Origin of the sequence: Clostridium sp. DL-VIII, assembly GCF_000230835.1 — a bacterium.
Classification (GTDB): domain Bacteria; phylum Bacillota; class Clostridia; order Clostridiales; family Clostridiaceae; genus Clostridium.
In genome coordinates this window covers 4,735,243-4,757,577 of sequence record NZ_CM001240.1, presented here as the reverse complement: position 1 = coordinate 4,757,577, position 22,335 = coordinate 4,735,243, and the positions used below count along the sequence as shown (strand labels likewise).

At 28.6% G+C, this 22,335-nt stretch carries 26 protein-coding genes, 1 pseudogene and 1 riboswitch; of the genes and pseudogenes, 18 read left to right on the top strand and 9 right to left on the bottom strand.

Annotated elements, in window-relative coordinates:
* Positions 1–11 precede the first annotated feature (11 nt).
* From lgt to CDLVIII_RS21915, 6 genes and pseudogenes are all read left to right on the top strand, one after another.
* Entirely contained in the window at positions 12–782 is a 771-nt protein-coding gene (lgt, locus tag CDLVIII_RS21935) for a prolipoprotein diacylglyceryl transferase (protein WP_009171665.1), read from the top strand.
* Between the two features lie 120 nt (positions 783–902).
* Complete coding sequence (locus tag CDLVIII_RS21930) at positions 903–1,595, top strand: YjgB family protein (protein ID WP_035302504.1); 693 nt, start codon at positions 903–905, stop codon at positions 1,593–1,595.
* Between the two features lie 335 nt (positions 1,596–1,930).
* Positions 1,931–2,749, top strand: a complete 819-nt coding sequence (locus CDLVIII_RS21925) for a sulfite exporter TauE/SafE family protein (protein WP_035301887.1) — start codon at positions 1,931–1,933, stop codon at positions 2,747–2,749.
* A 21-nt stretch (positions 2,750–2,770) separates the two neighbouring features.
* A pseudogene (locus tag CDLVIII_RS30215) lies at positions 2,771–3,037 on the top strand (rhodanese-like domain-containing protein); the annotation flags it as partial.
* 67 nt (positions 3,038–3,104) lie between these two features.
* Positions 3,105–3,518, top strand: coding sequence for a bacteriohemerythrin (locus CDLVIII_RS21920; protein WP_009171662.1), 414 nt, complete (start codon positions 3,105–3,107; stop codon positions 3,516–3,518).
* A gap of 233 nt (positions 3,519–3,751) precedes the next feature.
* Positions 3,752–4,345 carry a hypothetical protein gene (locus CDLVIII_RS21915; protein ID WP_009171661.1) on the top strand — a complete coding sequence of 198 codons (594 nt, stop codon included), beginning with the start codon at positions 3,752–3,754 and terminating at the stop codon, positions 4,343–4,345.
* A gap of 66 nt (positions 4,346–4,411) precedes the next feature.
* On the opposite strand, the gene CDLVIII_RS21910 is transcribed toward CDLVIII_RS21915, so the two are convergent.
* A complete protein-coding gene (locus tag CDLVIII_RS21910; protein ID WP_009171660.1) occupies positions 4,412–4,768 on the bottom strand; it encodes a NifB/NifX family molybdenum-iron cluster-binding protein in 357 nt (118 codons plus the stop codon).
* A gap of 354 nt (positions 4,769–5,122) precedes the next feature.
* Between CDLVIII_RS21910 and CDLVIII_RS21905 the strand changes: the two genes are divergently transcribed.
* Positions 5,123–5,983 (top strand): 4Fe-4S binding protein, encoded by an 861-nt coding sequence (locus CDLVIII_RS21905; RefSeq protein WP_242836030.1) that lies wholly within the window; start codon positions 5,123–5,125, stop codon positions 5,981–5,983.
* A 25-nt stretch (positions 5,984–6,008) separates the two neighbouring features.
* On the opposite strand, the gene CDLVIII_RS21900 is transcribed toward CDLVIII_RS21905, so the two are convergent.
* The gene (locus CDLVIII_RS21900) at positions 6,009–6,902 is read right to left on the bottom strand and encodes a LysR substrate-binding domain-containing protein (protein WP_009171658.1); all 894 of its coding nucleotides are present in this window, start codon (positions 6,900–6,902) and stop codon (positions 6,009–6,011) included.
* Between the two features lie 276 nt (positions 6,903–7,178).
* On the opposite strand from CDLVIII_RS21900, the gene CDLVIII_RS21895 reads away from it, so the two are divergent.
* Positions 7,179–7,946, top strand: coding sequence for a hypothetical protein (locus CDLVIII_RS21895; protein ID WP_009171657.1), 768 nt, complete (start codon positions 7,179–7,181; stop codon positions 7,944–7,946).
* 122 nt (positions 7,947–8,068) lie between these two features.
* Here CDLVIII_RS21895 and clcA read toward each other — a convergent pair whose 3' ends face one another.
* The 4 genes from clcA to CDLVIII_RS21875 all read right to left on the bottom strand — a co-directional run bounded on the left by clcA (position 8,069) and on the right by CDLVIII_RS21875 (position 11,979).
* Positions 8,069–9,655, bottom strand: a complete 1,587-nt coding sequence (gene clcA, locus CDLVIII_RS21890; RefSeq protein ID WP_009171656.1) for a H(+)/Cl(-) exchange transporter ClcA — start codon at positions 9,653–9,655, stop codon at positions 8,069–8,071.
* Positions 9,656–9,871: 216 nt separating this feature from the next.
* On the bottom strand, positions 9,872–10,666 hold the full coding sequence (locus CDLVIII_RS21885; protein ID WP_009171655.1) for an SDR family NAD(P)-dependent oxidoreductase: 795 nt from the start codon (positions 10,664–10,666) through the stop codon (positions 9,872–9,874).
* Between the two features lie 118 nt (positions 10,667–10,784).
* Positions 10,785–11,666, bottom strand: coding sequence for a putative beta-lysine N-acetyltransferase (gene ablB / locus CDLVIII_RS21880; protein ID WP_009171654.1), 882 nt, complete (start codon positions 11,664–11,666; stop codon positions 10,785–10,787).
* Positions 11,667–11,754: 88 nt separating this feature from the next.
* Complete coding sequence (locus CDLVIII_RS21875; RefSeq protein WP_009171653.1) at positions 11,755–11,979, bottom strand: dihydrodipicolinate reductase; 225 nt, start codon at positions 11,977–11,979, stop codon at positions 11,755–11,757.
* A gap of 150 nt (positions 11,980–12,129) precedes the next feature.
* Positions 12,130–12,263, bottom strand: a riboswitch (cyclic di-AMP (ydaO/yuaA leader).
* Between the two features lie 209 nt (positions 12,264–12,472).
* Between CDLVIII_RS21875 and CDLVIII_RS21870 the strand changes: the two genes are divergently transcribed.
* Entirely contained in the window at positions 12,473–13,084 is a 612-nt protein-coding gene (locus CDLVIII_RS21870) for a GGDEF domain-containing protein (RefSeq protein WP_009171652.1), read from the top strand.
* 163 nt (positions 13,085–13,247) lie between these two features.
* Here CDLVIII_RS21870 and CDLVIII_RS21865 read toward each other — a convergent pair whose 3' ends face one another.
* Entirely contained in the window at positions 13,248–13,643 is a 396-nt protein-coding gene (locus CDLVIII_RS21865; protein WP_009171651.1) for a pyridoxamine 5'-phosphate oxidase family protein, read from the bottom strand.
* A gap of 129 nt (positions 13,644–13,772) precedes the next feature.
* On the opposite strand from CDLVIII_RS21865, the gene CDLVIII_RS21860 reads away from it, so the two are divergent.
* The 3 genes from CDLVIII_RS21860 to CDLVIII_RS21850 all read left to right on the top strand — a co-directional run bounded on the left by CDLVIII_RS21860 (position 13,773) and on the right by CDLVIII_RS21850 (position 16,998).
* Positions 13,773–14,108: a helix-turn-helix domain-containing protein gene (locus CDLVIII_RS21860; protein ID WP_009171650.1), complete on the top strand. Its 336-nt coding sequence runs from the start codon at positions 13,773–13,775 to the stop codon at positions 14,106–14,108.
* A gap of 231 nt (positions 14,109–14,339) precedes the next feature.
* A complete protein-coding gene (locus tag CDLVIII_RS29450; RefSeq protein ID WP_009171649.1) occupies positions 14,340–15,440 on the top strand; it encodes an Ig-like domain-containing protein in 1,101 nt (366 codons plus the stop codon).
* A 589-nt stretch (positions 15,441–16,029) separates the two neighbouring features.
* Positions 16,030–16,998 (top strand): beta-ketoacyl-ACP synthase III, encoded by a 969-nt coding sequence (locus CDLVIII_RS21850; RefSeq protein ID WP_009171648.1) that lies wholly within the window; start codon positions 16,030–16,032, stop codon positions 16,996–16,998.
* Positions 16,999–17,075: 77 nt separating this feature from the next.
* On the opposite strand, the gene CDLVIII_RS31570 is transcribed toward CDLVIII_RS21850, so the two are convergent.
* Positions 17,076–17,246: a hypothetical protein gene (locus CDLVIII_RS31570; protein WP_186005520.1), complete on the bottom strand. Its 171-nt coding sequence runs from the start codon at positions 17,244–17,246 to the stop codon at positions 17,076–17,078.
* 93 nt (positions 17,247–17,339) lie between these two features.
* A complete protein-coding gene (locus tag CDLVIII_RS21845; RefSeq protein ID WP_050816286.1) occupies positions 17,340–17,648 on the bottom strand; it encodes an NUDIX domain-containing protein in 309 nt (102 codons plus the stop codon).
* A gap of 665 nt (positions 17,649–18,313) precedes the next feature.
* Between CDLVIII_RS21845 and CDLVIII_RS32305 the strand changes: the two genes are divergently transcribed.
* The 6 genes from CDLVIII_RS32305 (at position 18,314) to CDLVIII_RS21825 (ending at position 22,296) form a co-directional block, all read left to right on the top strand.
* On the top strand, positions 18,314–18,541 hold the full coding sequence (locus CDLVIII_RS32305; protein ID WP_050816285.1) for a hypothetical protein: 228 nt from the start codon (positions 18,314–18,316) through the stop codon (positions 18,539–18,541).
* Positions 18,542–18,649: 108 nt separating this feature from the next.
* Positions 18,650–19,021, top strand: a complete 372-nt coding sequence (locus CDLVIII_RS32300; RefSeq protein WP_050816284.1) for a HAMP domain-containing protein — start codon at positions 18,650–18,652, stop codon at positions 19,019–19,021.
* 93 nt (positions 19,022–19,114) lie between these two features.
* Positions 19,115–19,270, top strand: coding sequence for an ATP-binding protein (locus CDLVIII_RS32795; RefSeq protein ID WP_347462531.1), 156 nt, complete (start codon positions 19,115–19,117; stop codon positions 19,268–19,270).
* Between the two features lie 168 nt (positions 19,271–19,438).
* Entirely contained in the window at positions 19,439–20,164 is a 726-nt protein-coding gene (locus CDLVIII_RS21835) for a polysaccharide deacetylase family protein (RefSeq protein WP_009171647.1), read from the top strand.
* A gap of 443 nt (positions 20,165–20,607) precedes the next feature.
* Positions 20,608–21,903, top strand: coding sequence for a histidine--tRNA ligase (gene hisS / locus CDLVIII_RS21830; protein ID WP_009171646.1), 1,296 nt, complete (start codon positions 20,608–20,610; stop codon positions 21,901–21,903).
* A gap of 135 nt (positions 21,904–22,038) precedes the next feature.
* On the top strand, positions 22,039–22,296 hold the full coding sequence (locus tag CDLVIII_RS21825; RefSeq protein WP_009171645.1) for a zinc ribbon domain-containing protein: 258 nt from the start codon (positions 22,039–22,041) through the stop codon (positions 22,294–22,296).
* The last annotated feature ends 39 nt before the right edge of the window (positions 22,297–22,335 follow it).

Sequence of the window (22,335 nt, the reverse complement as noted above, 5' to 3'; positions counted from 1 at the left end):
AAGTGAAATTTATGAATCCAGTGGCGTTTTCAATTGGAGGATTTGGTATTAGGTGGTATGGTATATTAATTGCAACAGGAATGATACTTGGGATTTTAATATCAAATTACAACTGTAAATGGAGAGACGTTGATTATGATAATTTATTAAACATTGTATTATTAGCTATTCCAATTGGAATAATAGGTGCTAGGTTGTATTATGTAGTATTTGAGTTTGACAATTATAAGGATAATATTATGGATGCTTTTAATATAAGAAATGGAGGACTTGCGATACATGGAGGACTTATTTTTGCTATAGTAACAGCTTTGATTTATACAACAAGAAAAAAATTAAGCTTTATTAGATTTGCAGATGTAGCAGCTCCTTCTATAATTTTAGCTCAAGCTTTAGGGCGATGGGGAAATTTCTTTAATCAAGAAGCTCATGGAGATGCAGTAAGCTATGAATTTATTAAGCATTTCCCAATGTTTATTCAAAATGGTATGAATATAAATGGAGTATATTATAATCCAACTTTTTTATATGAATCTGTTTGGAATATACTTATTTTTATAATATTAATGATTATGTTAAGAAAAAGCAAAACAAATGGTATAGTATTTTTCTCATACATAGGTCTATATTCTATAGGTCGTTTCGTAATTGAAGGAATGAGAACAGATAGCTTAATGCTTGGAAATATTAGAATGGCTCAATTAGTTAGTTTAGCCGGAGTAGTTATATGGATAATATTTTTGCTTTTCAGTTACCATAGAAAAAGTAAAAGAAGAATATAATTATTATATGAGAATATCCATTTTTTAATTAATAGCCATGTATATTAACTTTGACACAATAAGAAAGGATGGGATGAGTTGGTGAAACAAAATATTATTTTTAAATTCTCTAAAAAACTTATGAAGTTGTTATTTAATAAAAGGCTAACTTTGGCCGCTACAATAGTTCTTTCTTTAACTATAGTGGCTGGCTGCTCGAGTGTAAATAAATCATCAGATGATAAAACAAATAACATTCAAAGCAATGATAAAGTCTCAGACTCATCTAATGCTCAATCTGAATCAGGAGATAATAGCGACACTAATAAAAATAATGAAACAAAAAAATCTGAAGATAATTCAGAGAAAACTATTCTTAATGATATTAAGACAAAAGCACAAGAAGGAAAGATCATTAATTCGGATTATCAAGCAGGAACGTCAAACATACAGGAAGTAGAGGAGAAACTCGGAAAAGAAGATAAGTCAGAATGGGTAGCAGATGCTAAAGGAAATTACTCTACTTATTCCAAAAACAATGTTGTTTTTGGCTCTAACAAAGGTGGCAGAATCTTTGAAATTAGATCCTTTGATCAGCGTTTAAATCAGATTTCTCTTTCAATGGTTGAAGACTTTTTTGGAACACCTCCTCATGATGTAACATCAAGTGGAGAAAAAATTATAGGCTATGTATCAGGAGAAGACTTTAAAATTTTATTTGTGTTTAAGGCACCTAGTGATAGTGATAATGATCCTAAGTTAGACCATTATTCGGTCTTATACCCTAAAGGTACGGTTAACTCTATGGCAAGCGATAATGGTAGAGAGTGGTAATATAATAAAAAAGAAAGTAGCAGGCTTTATATTTCTAAGTATATAAGCCTGCTATTTTTTTACTTAATTAGATTACTATTTGTTTTTAATTGAACTTTAAATTAAAAATGATAAATAAAACTATTAGAAATGATCATAGTCCTCTCAAATGGGTGATAAGGTTACAGATAAGAACAGCGATATTTATAAAATAAAAAACTTATTTCCGAAATGGTTAAAAGATGTTGTATAATATATATTGAAAGCTATTAGATTTAGGAGTTATTTATAAAGCTTAAGGGGCTGTAAAGTTATTTTAATATGTGAATAAATCATTATGAAAGAAGGTTTTTTAATTGATGCAATTTTTGTGGTTAACCCCTTTAGGATTTCTAGTTGGAGCATTTGGAACTTTAATTGGTGCGGGTGGAGGATTTATATTGGTACCTATTTTGTTATTGTTATATCCTGATAAGAGCCCGGATACAATAACTAGTATTTCTTTAGCAGTCGTATTTTTTAATGCATTATCTGGTTCTTTTGCTTATTCTAAAATGAAGCGTATTGATTATAAATCTGGAATTATTTTTGCAATAGCAACACTTCCAGGATCAGTCTTAGGATCAATAATAACAGCGTATGTGCCAAGGCAGCTTTTTAATGGAATATTTGGGGTGATATTAGTTATAGTATCAATAATCTTAATATTAAAAACAAAGAAGGAAGTAATAAATAATAATATAGTAATTAAAAAAGGTTATGTTACACGAACAGTAATAGATATTGAAGGTATAGAACACACCTTCTCATATAATCCTATTGTTGGAATTATTGTAAGTGTTTTTGTAGGTTTTATGTCTAGCTTCTTAGGGATAGGTGGAGGGATAATACATGTTCCGGTACTTGTTAATGCGTTAAATTATCCAGTACATATTGCAACAGCTACATCACATTTTGTTTTAGCAGTAATGTCATTGTCTGGGACTGCAGTTCATATAGTAAATGGAGTGCTTCAGTCTAGCGTGGTTCAAACTGTTGCATTATCTATAGGTGTACTATTTGGAGCACAATTAGGTGCTAGGCTTTCAAAAAAAATTCATGGGGCAGCAATAATTAAAAGCCTTGCAGTTGCATTGGCTATTGTAGGAGTAAGAATATTTTTTATGGCATTTTAAAGTACAAGACAACATATTGCAATTGATACTTATGCACCGCCTTTTTCTACTGCAAAAGATGTTGTCAATTATGCAGGATATGTTGGTTCTAATCTTTTAAATGGTGATTTTAAACAAGTTAATATAGACTTAGTCAGAGGGCTTGTAGAACATGGCACATATATAATAGATGTTAGGGAAAGAGGAGAGTTTTCTAATGGGCATATTAAAAATGCAGTTAATATTCCATTAAGTGAATTAAGACAGAGAATAAATGAAATACCAAAAGATAGGCCTATATATTTGCATTTGCTAAAAAATTATGATAAAATTTATTTATTGATAATGATTATTAACAAATAAGGGGGAAGAAAGAATGTCAGCATTTAAATGGAAAGAAGAATATAATTTAAATATTGAAGAAATTGATAAACAGCATAAAAAATTATTGGAAATAGGAAGAAGGGCTTATGATATTGCGGTCATTGATGACGGGTATGATAGGTATGATGAGATAATGACAATAATTGATGAGCTTCTAGAATATACAAAGTATCATTTTGAATATGAAGAAAACATGCTAAAGAAATATAATTATGAGCATATTCATGATCAGGAGGAGGAACATGGATTTTATGTTTATAAGATAAATGAAGTGGCATCTAGAGAAGATATTGATGATAATCAAAGAAAGGTGACATTAGAAATTATAGATTTTTTATCTGAGTGGATTAGCCAGCATATTAATGTAGCAGATAGAAAATATGCATTATTTTTAAAGACACTCTAATAAAAGATGAGAGTATAGCTATTTTGCTTTTCTCTCATCTTTTTATATTAAATAAAATTCTTTATAATTTACAATAATTTAAAATTAATTATTTGTACTTTAAGGTAAAAATGCAGTAAAATAAAATTAAAGCAGTATATATGTCAAAATTTAGCTAAGAGTTTCTAAAAAATCATGAATTTAATTTACATAAAATAACAATTGAAATAAAAGTGTGAATAGGAGAGGTAATTATGGAAAAAAATGATTTGAATTATATGAATTATCAAGGGAACTTAAATGAAAAATTAGTAGCTGATAAGAGCATTGATTTAACTGCTATTGCATATGCTGCGGCAGAAGCGAAAAAAGTATTAGGGGAAATGCCTGAAAAAGCAATTGTAGAAGTTAGCGGTGATATTATTAAAAATGCTAAAAAAGCTATGGATTCTGGAAAAGATGATTTAAAAAGTATAGAATATGCTATAGCAGCGGGAATTGTAGCAGGGAGGCCTGAAAAGAAGCTGGAGGCAATTTCGGAAGTAACTCAAGAAGAAAAGAAAAAGATTGAAGAATACATAAATGCTCATACAATAGAAGTTAAACAGGCAGAAACGGCTTTTATATTTGACATACAAGTAAATCTAATTTATGAAAAATCATTTACAAAAGTTAGAATAGTGAATAATTACACAAATGTTATTTTAATTGAAAAGAATGATGATATAATTTACATAAAAGAGGCAAGCTTCTCTGATGACAATTTATTAAAAACAGGTGAAAACATAGATTCCTCACATTTTATAGATATTAAAGATATTAAGGACATCATTGGAAAGAAAAAATAATAATATATTTTATAAAAAAGATTAACTAGAAGTAAATGCTGTACTTCTAGTTAATCTTTTTAATTATTAATTATCACATTCATGAACGTGACAAAGCTCACCTGAATCTGCAATAGAACCTTCAAGCCATCTTGAAGCTACTGTTTTTACATCTCCAGAGCATCCTCTTAATACTTGGATTCCAGCGTTATTTAAAACTCTTATAGCACCTTCGCCCATATTGCCTGCAAGCATAACTTTAACGCCTTTATCAGAAAGTGTTGAGGCAATATTAGATTTACAACCACAACCATCGGGTGATTTAAGAATTTCAGTATCTGTTATTTTTTTAGATTGTGTATCAACAGTAAAAAGTGTGTAATATTCACAGTGCCCGAAATGATCGTCGATATTATTATTATGTGATGGTAATGCAATTTTCATAAAATTAACCTCCATAAGATATATTATTGAACATGGAATATGAAAATATTATTAATGTCATATGCCATTAATAATATGATAAACTTATGATGTAAAGATGTCAAGAATAAGTGAAAATAGTTTTTATATTTTTTAATCTATGGGAATTTACAGGATCCGTACTAGAATACAATTTTAGAAAGATAATGAGTGTAGTGGATTTTATCCACATTATAAGATATATTTAATCATTAAATATACTAATGGTTATCATTACATATTTGTATTTTACTTATAGATGTGCCTATATTATACTTAGGTTTATTAAAATTTTATTTTAACTTATGAAGGATGTTTTAAAGGAGATGTATAGTTATTATGGTTAACGCAAAAAGACAAAAGGAAATGAAAGGACTAGGATTTTTATTACAGAATGACAAAGAACATTATGCCGTTAGATTTTTAAGTAAAGCTGGTAATTTTACAGTAGAAGAGTTAAATAATATTAATAAAATTGCAGAAAAATATGGACAGGGCTATTCTGGGATTACAACAAGACTTCAAATTGAAGTTCCTTGGATTAAAGATGGAGATGCTGAAAAAGTAATTCAAGAAGCAAAAGAATTAGGACTACGTCATGGTGGTACAGGTCAGAAGGTAAGGCCTTTAGTTGCTTGTAAAGGAACTGTATGTCTTCATGGAAATATTGATACTCAAGAAATTTGCAGACAATTGGAAAATAAGTATTTTGGTACGGACACGCCACATAAATGTAAAATGGGAGTAGTTGGTTGCGCAAATAATTGTGCTAAAGCTAATATAAATGATATTGGAGTTATGGGTAGAACAATACCAGAATTTAATTTAGATAACTGCGTGGGTTGTGGGTTATGTGTACAAGGCTGTAGACAAAAAGCATTGCAAGTTGAAGATAAGAAAATAGTTTATAATGAAGAGTTATGTGTAAGCTGTGGTGAATGTGTCCGAGTATGTAAAACAAATGCTGCTATTGTAAAAGAAAAAGGAGCAGAAATATTTGTTGGTGGAAGATTTGGACGAGGAATAAGAATTGGAGATTCGCTAGGAAAAATATTTTCTGAAGATGAGATAGTGCCAGTTGTAGATAAGATAATGGAGTACTATAGAGAGGTTGGCACTAAAGGAGAAAGAATCTCTACTGTTATGGATAGAGTGGGAAAAGAAAAGTTCATAGCGGATGTATTAAATAGGATTTAATGCAATAAATAATGAGGAATTATATTTAGTTCCTCATTGTTTTTACGTAATTTTTTAACATATCTATGAAAACCAAAGCTCCCTTTGATGGAGTTATGCCTTTAGGAAGTACATACGAAAACTCTCGGGTATAACCGTTAGGTGTTTCTAAAATAGAAAGTTCCTTATTTTTCAATGAGTTTTCAATAACAAGAGATGAAATAAAAGTAATACCTAAGTTATTTTTAACTGCTTCTTTTATAGAATAATTACTTCCAAAAACAATTATATTTTTGGGATTTATATTATTACTAGTTAAGAAATGATTTAAGTACTCTCTTGTTCCAGAACCTATCTCTCTGCTGATCCATGTTTGATTTTGCAATTCTTGCGCTGAAAATTTTTTATTAATTAAAGGATAATTATAAGGAACAGCAACCTCCATTACATCAGTATAAAAATGATTAACTACAAAGATTGAAGAAGGCACCGTGCCTTCAACGAGAGCTAAATCAACTTGAAAGGTTTTAACTTTGTCACAAATATGCTGGGTATTTTCTATTGTGACTTCAAGTTCCAAATCAGGATAAGCTTTTGCAAATTTTCCCAAGAAAGCAGGTAGTAGATATTCCCCTATTGTAAGGCTTGCACCAATATGTAATTGCCCTTTTAATATGTTATTGCTGTCCAATAAATCATTTCTAGTATCATCTAATAGTTTTATAATTTGTTTTGAACGTTCATAAAGAAGATAGCCTGATTGAGTTATGTTTATATTTTTTTGCTTAACTGAGCGTTGTATCAAAACTGTATCAAAATAATCTTCAAGATGTTTTATATGTAAACTGACACTAGGCTGCGATAAGTTAATAGCTTCTGCAGCCTTAGTGAAATTTTTGTATTCTACAACAGCTATAAACGTCTTAAGTTCATCTATCATGAAATTCATCCTTTCAAATAATAAGAAAAGTTAATGGTTATTATAAAATCTATATATTTCATTTATAATTATACTACATTTTTATTTGCAATATAAAGAATTGAAGGGAAAGATTAGCTATAAATATTGTGGTATAAAGAAAACTTAAATGTCGTTGCAGTGGCACAAGTGAAATGATAATGAAAGAGGTATAGTAGTTGTAATATCAGATTTTATTAACCTAATATTATAATAATTCATATTATAATATTATAGAAATATTGAACTGTGGAAATTATGAAGAAGTATAATTGCAAAAAACATAGGAAAAGCAAAAAATCAAATGACGAGAAGGGAAAATCATGCAATCCAAATCCCTATTCTAAGGCAGTCATACCACCATGTGCAGAATATTTGAAAAATGATAATGTATTGCTAATAAATGATGATCTGCTTTATATAAATAATAACAAGATATATGCATTTATTTCTTCGAATGCTTCCAATCAAGATTCTAAAGGCAATTCAAGTGAATCATTAAATACTAACATTGAAATTAGTATAACAACATTTATAATTGGATTATTTATTAATCAAATCCAAAAGGGAATTATAGAATACGATGAAGATAAGCCAATTCATCAAGATAAAAAGATTGATTCATTAATACATCAATGTCTCAAAGAATCATTAAATAAATCTGGAACAGAGGAAGGAACAGGAGAATCAGAAGAATCTCAATTATCTAAGGAATCACAAAACTCTGACAAACAATCCAATGAATCTAGTATAAACAAGGAATCAAAAGAATCAGGAATATCAGAAGGTATTCAAATAGAATATTCATTGAATTTTATCATATCTAACGGCAATGCAATTGTTAATTTTGTGACATATACTTTAGATATAACTGAACTTAATTATATAATTTTATTTACTATAAATAGATTAGAAGGTGATCCAGGATTATACTTTGCGAATAATGGTTATGCAACGCCTATTCCTGCCAATATATATTTAGCTGGATTGAATATAAGATTTGTAAAAGGTAACGGATTTGTATAAGAAATCCGCTAGTAGATACATCTGTATGAAAAATAAAATGTTGATTTTATTAGTTTAAGTAAAGGGAGACATGTACAATTTTTTATAAAATGTGTATATGTCTCCTCATTAAAAATAAATATTTATTTAAGCATTTCAGAACCTTCGCTCATTAATGTAAGTGTATCATTTATTTTACCAGCCTTATCTTCGTTAGTAAGTACAATTAAATAATCACCAGGAAAAATAATTGTGTCGCCTTTAGGAATTATCTCTTCCTCACCGCGTTTAACAGCTACTAACAAGCAACGAGAGGGCCATTTAATTTCTTTGATTTGTTTTCCGTCTAGTTTTGAACCCATACATACTGGAAATTCTAAAATAGCTTTATTTTTTTTATTTCCAATAGATATTTTATCACCGCTATTTTTAAGTATTCTTTCAAGCAGTGCTTCATAAATTGGTTTGGAACCTAATAGATCTGCTACTATATAAGAAATTATAGCAACAATGGCCAAAGAAAGTAAATGATTAAAGGATCCAGTCATTTCTGTAATTAATATAGTTCCAGTTATAGGGGATTTTACTACAGCAGCAAAGTAACCAGCCATACCAAGTATAATAAAATTACTTGTATACATACTATCAAAATGAGCAAAATGTATAAGTATTACTCCATAGGTATTTCCGATTAGAGCGCCAATTGTAAGTAATGGAAGAAAGATTCCACCTGGAGCTCCAGAACCAAAGCTTGCCATGGTAAACAGAAATTTCATAACAAGAATAATTGCTAAAAGTTTTAAAGAAAAATTTCCTACAGTTAATGAGCTTATAAGATCATGTCCACCTCCTAGAACTTGTGGTAATAAAAGTCCAAAGATAATTGATAGTAGCAAAGGGATAACAATTCGTAATTCTTTTTTTAACCAGGTTTGCTTAACATATAAATCTTGAGTTTTTAGGAGAGTTACATTAAATAACACGCCTAGAACACCTATGATGATACCTAATAAAATTATGTAAAAATAAAATTTAAGTGGAAGTAAAGCAAGATTTCCGAAATTAAATACTGGTTTTAATCCTAAAAAGCCACTAGCTATGAAATCTGCTGATAGGGCAGATGATATAGCGGATAATAAAATTAAAGGTGAAAAATTTTTATGAACTTCTTCTAATGCAAACATTGTCCCAGCTAAAGGTGCATTAAATGCAGCAGCAAGTCCGGCACTAGCTCCACTCGTAATGAGATATTTTTCTTCAATCTTTATTCTTTTAAAGATTTTACTAAAACCTTGTCCAATTGCAGCACCTAATTGGACAGATGGACCTTCTCTTCCTAAGGAAAGTCCAGCACCTATTGAAAGGACTCCTCCAAAGAATTTTCCAATTATTACTCTCCACCATGACATGTCAAGCTTCCTAAGTAAAACTCCTTCAATCTGTGGAATTCCACTGCCACTAATCATAGGCTCATTTTTAACCATTAAGCCTACAATGTATCCTATGATTATTAAAGTTATAATCCATGGCAGGATGAGTATAGGTTTATTGGATATGATTTTGTAAATATCATCTAAAATAATTCCTGCCTTTTCAAGTGCAAGGCGGTATAGCACAATTAATAAACCTGAAGTGATACCGATACCTATTCCTTCAAAAACAAGCTTTAATTTAAAATTATGCCAATGAAACAATGTATTATAAGTATTTTGTTTGTTTTTTGATTCCAATTTTTTGCCTCCATTATTACTGTATCTAAATATAATTAATTTATATCTTTATAGTCTAAAGATACAACATATATATTAGCATATATATATCCATATGTTAATATGTGATAGAAAGTAAACTGTAGCAAGAAAGCAAATAATATCTGCTATTCTGTAATTTAAAAAATAGTAGATTAAAAATAATCATTAATTCAGGATTAATTAATAAAGCAAAGGTTAATTTCTTGCAAAAATGTTCTTTAGTTTAATAAAAACTCCTTGACTATCTGGAGCAATATATTTTTTCTTTGGATGCTTATCTTCTACAGCCTTAATAAATTCATTAATTATTGAATCTATATTAGAGGATTCACTTAATTTGAAATATTTGTATTGTTTTTTCTCCAGTTGTTTGATATAAGGCTTAAAATAAGAATTTATTTTCATCCAATTAAACTGTTTAGATATATTCTTCTGATTAAATCCTGTAGAATAACTACCGGGCTCAATTAATATTACAGGAATATTAACATTTCTTAGTTCCTTCAGTTCCTCGTTCAAAGATGGGGCTATAGCTTCTAATGCAAATTTGGTTGCACAGTAAGGAGAGAGAAAAGGAATTGGATAACGGCCTGCTAAAGATGATAGGAAAATTATTCGTCCTTTTCTTCTGGAAATCATCTGCTTTAAAGCAAGCTGAGTTAATTCAATTGGACAAAATACGTTAGTCTCAAATGTATCTATATATTTATTAATATCTACTTCAGCTACTGAACCAGAATCTCCAATGGCAGCATTATTTATTAAAACATCAATTTTAATATCTGTTATTTTCATCCTATCTTCTTTACATAAAACATCTAGTTTAAAGCTCTCTAGGGGGAGGGCATATTTTTTATTTAATGAATTTAACCTATGGGCCTGATCTTCAGTATGTGTTGTTGCATATACATAGTGCCCTCTTCTGGCTAAAGCAATTGATGCTTCAAGTCCAAGCCCGGAACCACAGCCAGTAATTAATATTCTTTTCATTTCATTACCTCAATCCGTTTAAAATTAAAGAAAAATATATCACACATTTTATGTATATTGTTTCGCGTTTTAATATAAGTATGTATTAAAAAATATAAAAAAATAAGACTCAATTATATTAAAGAGTCTCATTTTTATAATATTGGCTTTTTATATTTTTAACCCAAATATTCATATCTTCAAAGGTACCACATATGTTACAATCATTAACAATTCGGCCTGTAAATGTGTAATTTTGCTTGCTTAATAGATAATTGATACTTGGATTTATGGCTCTGGATAAACTGTATAAGGTTATAAAACCTTTAAATTTAAGATCACATTCTAGAGTGTGAACAATATTTGATAATATTCCATTGCCTTCATAAGCGGGATAAGTAGCACAATCAGTTATTTCTGCATTTAAATTTTCTCTATCCATGTTTGCAGAGGCTATGCTGATGATTTTTCCATCATAAATAGCAACCTTATATAAAACTTTTTTATTCATATTTTCTCTTAAAAATTCTTCATCATAAATAGGATAAGGATATGTGGAAAAAACTGTAGCAAATAATTTTATCATGTCTTTAATATCATTTTTGGTTGCATTTCGTATAATATAATCTAAATTATTATGATTAGGAATAAATGTGTTTTTTACATTTGAACATTTATTAATTAAAGAATTTTTCTCCATAAAATTACTACAGATTTCTCTATCGCTGCTGATAAAGTAGGACATACACAGTGCGTCTTTGCCTTTAAAGTATCCATTAATTTTACCCTCCAATTTAAATCCTGCATTAGTAAAGAAAGTAGAAGTCTCCATATTGCAATAACAAATGACTTTGCCTAGGTGCTGCTTTGAAGCATAGTGTATTATCCTTTTTAGATTTTGAACGGATATATTAGTAGTATCAATTATTTTTATACGTTTACTAGCCAAATCTACATATATTTTAGTACGGTCTATATTAGTGTAATAATTGTTAATAGATTTATAGTTATCTAATTTCATTAAATTTTATCCCTCTTTTCTATTTTTAGCACTTACATTGTTTAATAAGGAGAGATTTTTATAATTTTCTCATAAATTAATCATTTTTTCATAACTTTAGAAGTTGAAAATCAACGACAACATCAGGTCTATATTTTATAAGGAATTCATCTAGTTGGTTAGTACCTTCAATCGTTATATCAATTTCTTGAATGCATAGTACTTGTCCTAAATCCGTGTGTTTTTTTATAGTTCCAGGACCACACCTAGCTAATACAATTTTCATGTATCTTTGTTCAAATATCATTTTGGTTATTTTTTTCGATTTTTCCAATACCAATTAAACATACTTCTAACATAATAAACCTCCTTGTAAATTTTGGTATTAATTAAGCAAAATAATAAGCTGTAGAGAAGTCTCCACAGCTTGTTAAGCAATAAATATTTACAGGCATACTAAAAGAACTATATCATATAGTATACGAACACTTCTCTTCAACGCTTGCGAGATTAGCTGACGGATTCGGATTGAAGATAATTAACCCTACTTATCAGAAATGATAAGATTAACCCCAATAGTTGGTTCTCCCGCTCAAAATGATTCAGCGATATTAATATTATTTTTTATTAACACTTTCATATAAACATAGCATGTTAACATATATATGTCAATATGATATGTTTATATGAAATTTTAGTTAAAATATAGAATAGATTATTAAATATTGACGTATATTTATGTAAATGTTAGTATAATTAAGTTATAGTATATTTATTCAGAAAACATAGTGATTTTACGGATTACTCAACATAGATGGAGGTTGTTTATGGATACCACGCTTAGATCAAAGGAAGAATTAATATCAAAGATGGAAGAGCTAATATCAAAAAATGAAGGTCCTTTTAGTATAGTGGCAGCTGATATTGATGACTTCAAAAATTTAAATAATATACATGGAAAGTCTATTGGGGATGAGGTGATAAAGAAGCTTATTTCAATCTTTAAGAATAATTTGTCGTCCACAGATATGGTTTGCAGATTTGGTGATGAATTTAATATATTGCTCGTAAAAAAAGGAGCTGAAAGAAGCTTTATGGAGCTAGAGGAAATAAGAAGGTATTTATCAGATAACACATTTAACTTGAATGACGATGAAAATATTTATTTTACATTAAGCTTTGGAGTAGCGAGTTATCCAAGAGATGCTAAAAATGTTGTAGAACTTTTTAGAGTAGCTGACAGTGCACTATTTAGAGCAAAGGGACTGGGAAAAAATAGAATATGTCTTTCAGAAGCAGAAAGCATGGTTTTAAAATCAAATTATTTTACGAAAACTCAGCTTGATAGACTATCAAGGCTTTCAAAAGCAACTGATAGAACAGAAGCTTTTCTACTTAGAGAAGCGCTCGATGATTTGTTTAAAAAATACAGTAAATAAATATGAAACTTATTTATGTTACGGCGTGCAAATAGACAATAATAATACATTAAAAGTAATTTAGAAATGACAACTACATATAATTTTTGCAAAAAAGATAATATAATTGAATAATTATATTATCTTTTTTATATATCTGATAATTGAATTTTCTAATTATACATTATAGTGAAAATGTTTCAGTTTCACCGTTGAAAGAATAAATAGAAGCTGTTCCTTTAGTGAAGTATAAAACAGCAAAAATTCCGTCATCAAGACTGTACATGCGTTTTAAGGATGGATATGCTTCTAGTGCAAATTCCTTTACTTCGCGTCTATCATCATTTGCAACTTCTCCAGCAACACGAATCCATTGACCTTTTTTGTTCATAGTAGAGATTTCAACCTTTGGGTTTTGTAACATTTGCTTAAAACAATCTTTTTTGTTGTTAGTAACAATATATAATTTTTCTTCATATTCAAAAACAGCGCCAAATGGTCTTACTCTTGGTTGATCACCATCAGTAGTAGCTAAGTAAAAAGTACCACTCTCTTTTAAAAATTCCAATGCTTTTTTCATAATGATTGCTCCTCCTACATTTGCATGCTAAAATTAATTATACAATAATGATAACATGTATAGTATAAATAACAAGTACGATTTTTATATTGTGTAAGTATCTATTAGGATACTATGGAAGGAGATATGATGGAAGATACTAATGATCTTTTTGGAAAATGTCCATATTTTACAGTTCAAAAAGTGTTCTCGGGGAAATGGTCAATATTAATTATGCATCATTTGAATGATGAAACATTGCGTTATGGAGAATTACAAAGAAGAATAGGGGACATTACACAGGCTACCCTAACAAAGCAATTGAGAATGCTTGAGGATTTCGGACTGATTAATCGATATGTTTATTCGGAGGTCCCTCCAAAGGTAGAATATTCATTAACAGATTTAGGAAAAGCTTTTAGGCCAGTACTGGAACAATTTGAAATTTGGGGAGATAAGTATATTGAATATCTTAAAAATAAATAGAGTATAGTAAATTTACAAAAATAGAATAAATGATAGAAGTGCCACATTATTCAAAAAGTGAATTTGTGGTACTTTTTATTGACGATACCGCATAATACCTATAATAATTTTTTATCTTCATAGTGATGTATGCTAAATTTTACTAAGTGGTATAAATTTTTAAAGTTATATATTAAAAATGTGACAGTGTGATATAATTGAATAAATAACATATAAAGGAAAGTGGGAAGCGTGAATAGAACAAAAATAACAAAGTTAGTATCAGGTTTATTAATAGTAGTGTCAACATTAACACTAAGCCCAATTGAAATATACGCTGCAGAAAGTGTACCAAATGTAGTTAGAGCTAGGGCTACTTATGGAAATAATACTCAATCAGATTGTATAGTTGAGTCAACAACTGGATCCTCAGTAGACTCGATAAGTGTAACAGGCATAAGTTTAAGTGAAAATTTCTTAGAAATTGAAAAAGGAGAGACATCAACTTTAACAGGAAACGTATTACCAAGTACTGCAACTAATCAAAGAGTAACATGGGAATCTAGTGACGCGAATGTAGCTACAGTAAATTCTTGTGGAACAATAACAGGCGTGGCAGAAGGAAGTGCAATAATTACATGTACAGCAAATGATGGAAGTGGAAAATTTAATACATGCAGAGTATCAGTAATTGATTTAGTGACTAATATAACATTAGATAAATTAAGATTAAATGTAGTAAAAGGAAATACATCACGACTAACAGAGACAGTATTTCCAAATACAGCAAAAAATAAATCTGTAATATGGAAATCAAACAATAAAAAGGTGGCTGCAGTAGACTCAAGAGGAATAGTAACAGGTGTGGCTGATGGCAGTGCAATAATTACATGTAAAGCGAGAGATGGAAGCGAAAAAAGTGCAGATTGCTGGGTAACAGTAACTGATTCGCCAATATTATTAGATAAGTTGGAATTAATAAACAATAATAATTATAGAGTGATAGATATTTATAGTGATAATGAAAATGGAAAGATAGTCGCTGAAGATAAAGTAAGGGATGGAGAAACTTATTATGCTGAAACTCTATCGGATAAAATAAGAATTTATATGGAAGGACCAGATAAAGATTATATTAAAGTATTTAAATTCACTTCAGATTCAATTTTAGATAAAGATGCTATTGATAATAGTTTATCATTAGGAAAGGCAGCTATGGTAGATCCTGATAATATTAATTTATCATCAGGAATAACAACTTTTATTATAAGAGTTTACAGTAAAAAACCAGATTTAAGTATGAAGTATGATGATAATGTAGTGAGTGAATACAAAATAAAAGTAAAAAAATGATTATAGAAGATCAGGAGGTGTAAAAAGCCTCTTTTTTTAATGCGAATAAGGAACATCTTGAAATGAAAGATAAAAAAGAAACTAGCGGGTATTCTAGTTTCTTTTATAAATGGGTATATATAAGGGTTAAGAGATATTGAAATTTATAAGGGGTAATTTCAATATGTATAAATAACTCTATAGCATTAATATTGTACGACATATTGTGATAAAATGCAACAGAAAAAAATAATATTTTAAATAAAAAATAATGTAAACGATACATAAAGATTGCTTAACATATAAAAAAAGAAATTTATAATATTTTATAATAGTAAAGTTTAAAAAAATTAAATAATTAGGAAAAATAAACGATCTAATATATGGTGCATATAGTGCTTTGCTATCATTAGTTAATTGAATTTAATCTCTACAGAAATATTATAGGTATTATATATATTAATATTAGGAATAAGAGCGCTAAAAATTTATATTTAAATGTTACCTACAGATATATTTGACAAGTGTGTTATAATTAATGCATTCCAAAAAAATATTAAATAATATATTCGGATATTAAAAGATATACATAAAGTAAGGATGTGAAAGAATGGGAATACAAATAATATCAGCAGGCAGCGCCTTACCTGGATTAGCAGTAACAAATGATGACTTATCTAAATTTCTAGATACTAGTGATGAATGGATTAGTACTCGTACAGGAATTAAACAAAGATATATTGCAACAAATGAAACTACTACAGATTTAGGCGCAAAAGCAGCCAGAGTTGCTCTTGAAAATAGTGGGATATCAAAAGCAGATATAGAATTAGTTGTATGCGCAACAGGAACACCAGATGTATGTGCACCAACAGTAGCAGCAAATATAAAAAAAGAATTGGGAATAGAAAGTGCTCCAGCTTTTGATATGAATACAAATTGTTCAAGCTTTATATATGCAATTACTGTTGCTGAAAGTTTAATGAAGAATTGTAATTATAAAAATGCAATTGTCATTGGTGTTGATGTAAATAGTCAGATTGTAGATTGGCAAGATAGAGGGACTGCGGTGCTTTTTGGAGATGGAGCAGGGGCTGTAGTACTATCAAATACTGAAAATACAGGGATTATATCAACACACTTGGATTGTATTATAGATAAGGATAATTCTCTTGCATGTAATAATAAAATAGAGGCAACTCCGTTTTCTGAAGCAGATTATAATAGGAATGCGAAAGTGACAATGAATGGGAAAAGTATAATGAGGTTTGCAACAAAAGCATTTACGGAAGCAGTGAATGAAGTTGTAGATAAAGCAGATATTTCAGTAAGTGACATCAAACTTATTATCCCTCATCAAGCAAATTTGAGAATTTTAAAGGCAGCTGCTGGCAAGATGAATATAGATGAAGATAAAATTTATGTAAATATAGATAAAGTAGCTAATACACAGGCAGGAACTATTCCGATTGCATTGCATGAAGCTTTAGAGAAAAAACTCATAAATAGAGGCGATATTATTCTGTTCGTAGCTTTTGGAGCAGGACTATCTTCAGGAGCAGTGTTACTTAAATGGTAATAGAGTAATTAAAATGGACATTATTAAAAGTATTTATTAATTTAGAAGAAATTAATTTGGTATTATATTAAACGAAATTATAATAATTTTAGTATATTAAAAACCGCATTTCCAAATTTTTGTTTTTCATATGTCTGCCTAAAAGGGAGCATATTAGGAAGATGCGGTTTTTTTATGTGTATTTTTGCATTTATATCTTCAAAAGTATAAATTAAACATTCTCCAAATTCCTTTTTTAGATTAGGCATAAAGTGTCACATCATTTAGATAATTTTATGGTTAATTATTTTAATTATATCATATTTAATGGTTCTTATATAGTTTGAATTGTGATAAATCTATTATTTATCTGAATTTAAATTATTTAAAAATCTATTAACTTCCATTAAAGCCTTTCTTCTATTTTGATAGGTCAATAAATTAAGCATATTATCGTAGGTGAGCCATTTAAATTCATGAATTTCTTCTTTTGGCGAATTTAGAATTCTATCTGATATTTTCCCTATGAAAAAAATTACTTCTTTTATTCTTCCTTCAGGAAGTTTATATTCTATTCTTGTTTTAAATCCGTCAAGGAAGGTTATATTTAGCCAGGTTTCTTCAAGGACTTCACGCTTGGCAGTTTCTTTTTCATTTTCACCTTTTTCCATCTAGGCTTTAGGAAAACCCCAATATCCATTTGATTTACTTTTGATTGCTATGAATTTAACATCTGAACCATATTTTCTATATATGATAGCGCCATAAGATCTTTTTCTAATCATTTAATTCCTCTTCGTATAATCATCATTTTAAAAGAAATTATTAAAATAGTTTAATTTTATATAAATATTTTAACATAATTACATTTGTTGGAAAAACAAAAAATGAAGATTTATTAAGACTTATAAAATATAGTATTTTATTTAAAAAAATTAGATTATAGCAATATTTATAATGTTATTCTAATGGTATTTTAATCTGATTTTAATGTTACAATGCAATAATGATGGTGCAAAAAGATTTATTATAATAACGAGAGGAAAAATATTTTTTCATCATCAAAATATTTTTCGGGTATTCTTTAATTTCTGGAAGTCGTCACCGGAAATTTATATAAAATCTTTTTGAAATTTTATTCATATTTCTCAAAAGAGTTGTTTTTAAAGCAGCTCTTTTTGAATTTATATTAGGTTATTGCAAAATTATTTGTTTGATAATAAACAACTGATTTGATATTTATAAAAATAATATATGTATATAAATAAAAGAGAAATTGATATATAATATTTTATTATTGAAGACAATGAGATGAGTATAAAATGTAGAAAGTGGCTTGTATAAGGAAGCAGATAGTGATATAGAAGATACTCAGATAATAATACTAAACATGGTTACAGCACAAAATCAGCAATTAGATTTATCAGATAATGAAATCTTTTCAGATATATCTTCAAAAGAGGATATATCAATAAGGATAGCAAAGGAAAGTGGAGAATTAATAAGTACCTCGGAAGATTTTCCGATAAGTGTAAAAGGCCTTGAAAGCAATATTGAATATTGAGATGATAAAGTAGGACACTTAGAAGATGAAGAAAAACATTTTGGATATAAAAGTGTCGAATATAAAAGTCAGAAATATGGGACAATATATTTTCAGATAGTAAAAGATATGCAGAATGAATATGATTTTATGAAAATGGTATTTGTACTTATGACTATCGCTGATTTAATAGGAATTATTGCTTCAATTATAGTAGAATATATAGTAAGTAAGAGGATGATAAAGCCAATTGATTATATAACTAAAACTGCTGAAAATATAAGTATAAACAATTTAAAAGAAAGAATAAACATTATAGGTGCGGATGATGAGTTGAAAAGACTTGCAAATACTTTTAACAATATGATAGATAGGCTTCAGAATTCTTTTTATATGCAAGTACAATTTGTATCAGATGCCTCTCATGAGCTAAGAACCCCAATTGCAGTTGTTCAGGGATATGCTAATCTATTAGATAGATGGGGGGAAAATAAAAATTAATTCAGAAATATGTAAGGAATTTGTAATGATAACTGTTAGCGATAATGGAATAGGAATACCAAAGGATGAGATTAGTACTTTGATAGAGTTTATATTATAGATAAATCACGTTTTAAAGAAAAAGGAGGAGGCACTGGATTAGGATTATCTATAGCGAAATGGATTGTAGATATGCATAAAGGGAGTATAAATGTGGAGAGCGAAGAGGGTAAGGGTACAAAAGTGATTGTTATACTACATTTTAAATAAGTAATTCCTATCAAATTTAATAATTATAATTGGATAAATTATAGAAGAGACATTTTCTATAATCATCAAGTACTTAAAATTACCATAAATATAAACTTTGGAATAAGAAAATAATAAGAAATAAAGACTTTTTTAATTATATAGTAGGTGATACTAGGAGGAAGATAAGTGAAGAATAAATTAAAGCATATTTTATTTATTGTTATAAGTATATTTCTTATTATTTTTATATTCAATCAAAATATAGGTAGTGTTTCTGCAAAATCTAAAGAAGTAGGCGGGAAAAAAGTTTATTTAACCTTTGATGATGGACCTAGTCCTATAGTAACAAATGAAATTCTCGATGTATTAAAAAAGTATAAGGTTAATGCAACATTTTTTCTAATAGGCAATCAGATTAAATGCAATGAAGAGATGGTAAAAAGAATTTATAATGAAGGAAATAATATAGGGCTTCATAGTTATACTCATGATTATAAAGAGATTTATGGCAATGAAGATACATTTATAAAAGAAATGATTCAATGCCGTAACGAGATAAACAGAGTTATTGGTATTTCACCCAATATACTTAGGTTTCCTGGCGGCAGTGCAAAGCATCTTAATAAAAGTTTTTTAAAAAGATTACATGATAATAATTTTAAGGTATATGATTGGAATTTAGATGCGACAGATGGGGTAAACCCAAAACTATCACCTAATAAGATATATAGAAAAGTTAAAAAGGGAAGCGAAAAATTACAAACTATAATACTTCTTATGCATTGCACGGATGCAAATGAGAATACATATAAGGCTCTTCCTAAAATAATAAAGTATTATAAATCGCGAGGATTTGAATTTTCTACTATTAATGAGAATATGCCAGAATTATATTTTCATATAAAAGAGTGAATATAAAACATTTATGTTATATATGTTTCAATAATAAAATTACAGTTAGGATGTCTATCTGCTAAATAAATATCCAGATGGAAAATGTAGAAAAACAATTGCAACATATAAAAAATCCAAAAATAATTTATATTAGAATCTTAAAATAATAATTGAAAAAGGATTTTTTATAATATATAATAATAACAATTAAATCTCAGGAGGAAAAGTTATGAAAGCATTTAATATGAAATTAATAAATTTTATACATCATCATCGGTAAGACTTGGTCTGTTTAAAAGCAGATTCAAGTCTATAAATTATAGGCTTGTATCTGCTGATGGTGATGAATTAAATGTTAGTAGTAATTTATTGAACCATGCAGGAGGATACGCCTGCATGGTTTTTTGTATATTAAAGTAAAAATAAGTTTGTGAAATAAATGTTAGGAGGAGAATAGAATTATGAAAATTAATAAAATACAGCCAAGTATATTACCGGGGTTTATGGAGCTATTGCCTAAGGAACAAAAAATATTTAAGGATATATTAAGAAAAATAACAAAAGTATATGAGGAGAATGGATTTTTAGAAATGGACACACCTATTATTGAAAAATCAGAGGTGTTGCTTGCTAAGAGTGCAGGGGAAACAGAAAAGCAGGTTTACAGATTTACTAAAGGAAATAATGATTTATCTTTGAGATTTGATTTAACAGTGCCTTTTGCTAGATTTGCTGCTCAACATTTTAATGAACTTATATTTCCGTTTAAAAGATATCAGGTTGGAAAAGTCTTTAGAGGAGAAAGAAATCAAAAGGGAAGATATAGAGAGTTTTATCAGTGTGATATTGATATTATAGGAAAAAATGAACTTAGCATTAATAACGATGCCTTAGTAATAAGCTTGGTATCAAAGGGATTTAAAGCTATTGGTCTAAAGAACTATAAATTCCAAATAAATAATAGGAAAATATTAACGGAGATTTTGAAGAGTTTAGAAATAATAAATACAACTGAGGTTATGAGATTAATTGATAAGTACGATAAAATAGGGGCTGAAGAATTTAAGCAATCTTTAGATGAACTGGTTGGAAAAGAAAAAGCCGATGCTGTTAATAAGATCATCAACATTAATGGAAGTAATGAAGAAATAATTGAAAAACTAAAAAAATTAAATATAAATTCAGAGGAATTTGAAAAAGGTATTGAGGAGCTTGTTTCAGTTGAAAAAATGCTAAAGCTTTTTGGAGTAAAAGATAAGGAGCATGTAATAAATTTAAAGATAATAAGAGGACTTGATTATTATACGGGAACAGTATTTGAGACATTCTTAATAGGAAATGAAAACTATGGCTCTATATGTTCAGGGGGGAGATATGATAACTTGGCTCAAAATTACACAGATAGTATCCTGCCTGGAGTTGGAATATCAATTGGTCTCACAAGGTTATTTTTTGTGTTAAAGGAAATAGGGTTTATTGACAATTATAAAGTGGAAAAATCAATAGAGTATTTGATTATTCCAATTGGAAATACCTTAGAATATTGTGGTGAGGTATATAAGAGATTATTGGAAAAACAAAAATATGCAGAGATATATCTTGAAGACGATAAGCTTAAGAAAAAACTTAACTATGCCAATAAATTAGAAATAGCAAATGTAGTGCTTGTTGGAGAAGAGGAGGTTTTAAATAGACAAGTGAAACTTAAAGATATGTCTAGTGGAGAAGAAAAGATAATCAATATTGATGAAATTTAAAAAACTATGAGCATTATGGAAGAAAATTTTAAAGCTATTAATAAATGTGACATGCAGTTGTCAGTTTTGGCTAATTATAATAAGAATGTAAGAATCAAAATTAAGTATTTATTCTAAAATAAGGAGGATATTTTTATGGAAAATTTAATTTGTCAAAGCTGCGGCATGCCTATGGAATCTAAAGAAGTTCTTGGTACAAATAATGATGGAAGTAACAATGAAGAGTATTGTATTTATTGTTATCAGAAAGGAAATTTCACTTCTCCTAATGTAACTATGGAGAAAGAAATTGAAATTTGTGTTCCTTTTATGAAGGAGGCTGGGATGACTGAAGTTGAAGCGAAAAGGCTTTTACAAGAAACACTTCCTAATCTTAAAAGATGGAAGAAATAAGTGGATTGCTTAAAGGATAAGAAGTATCTTTTGGTATTT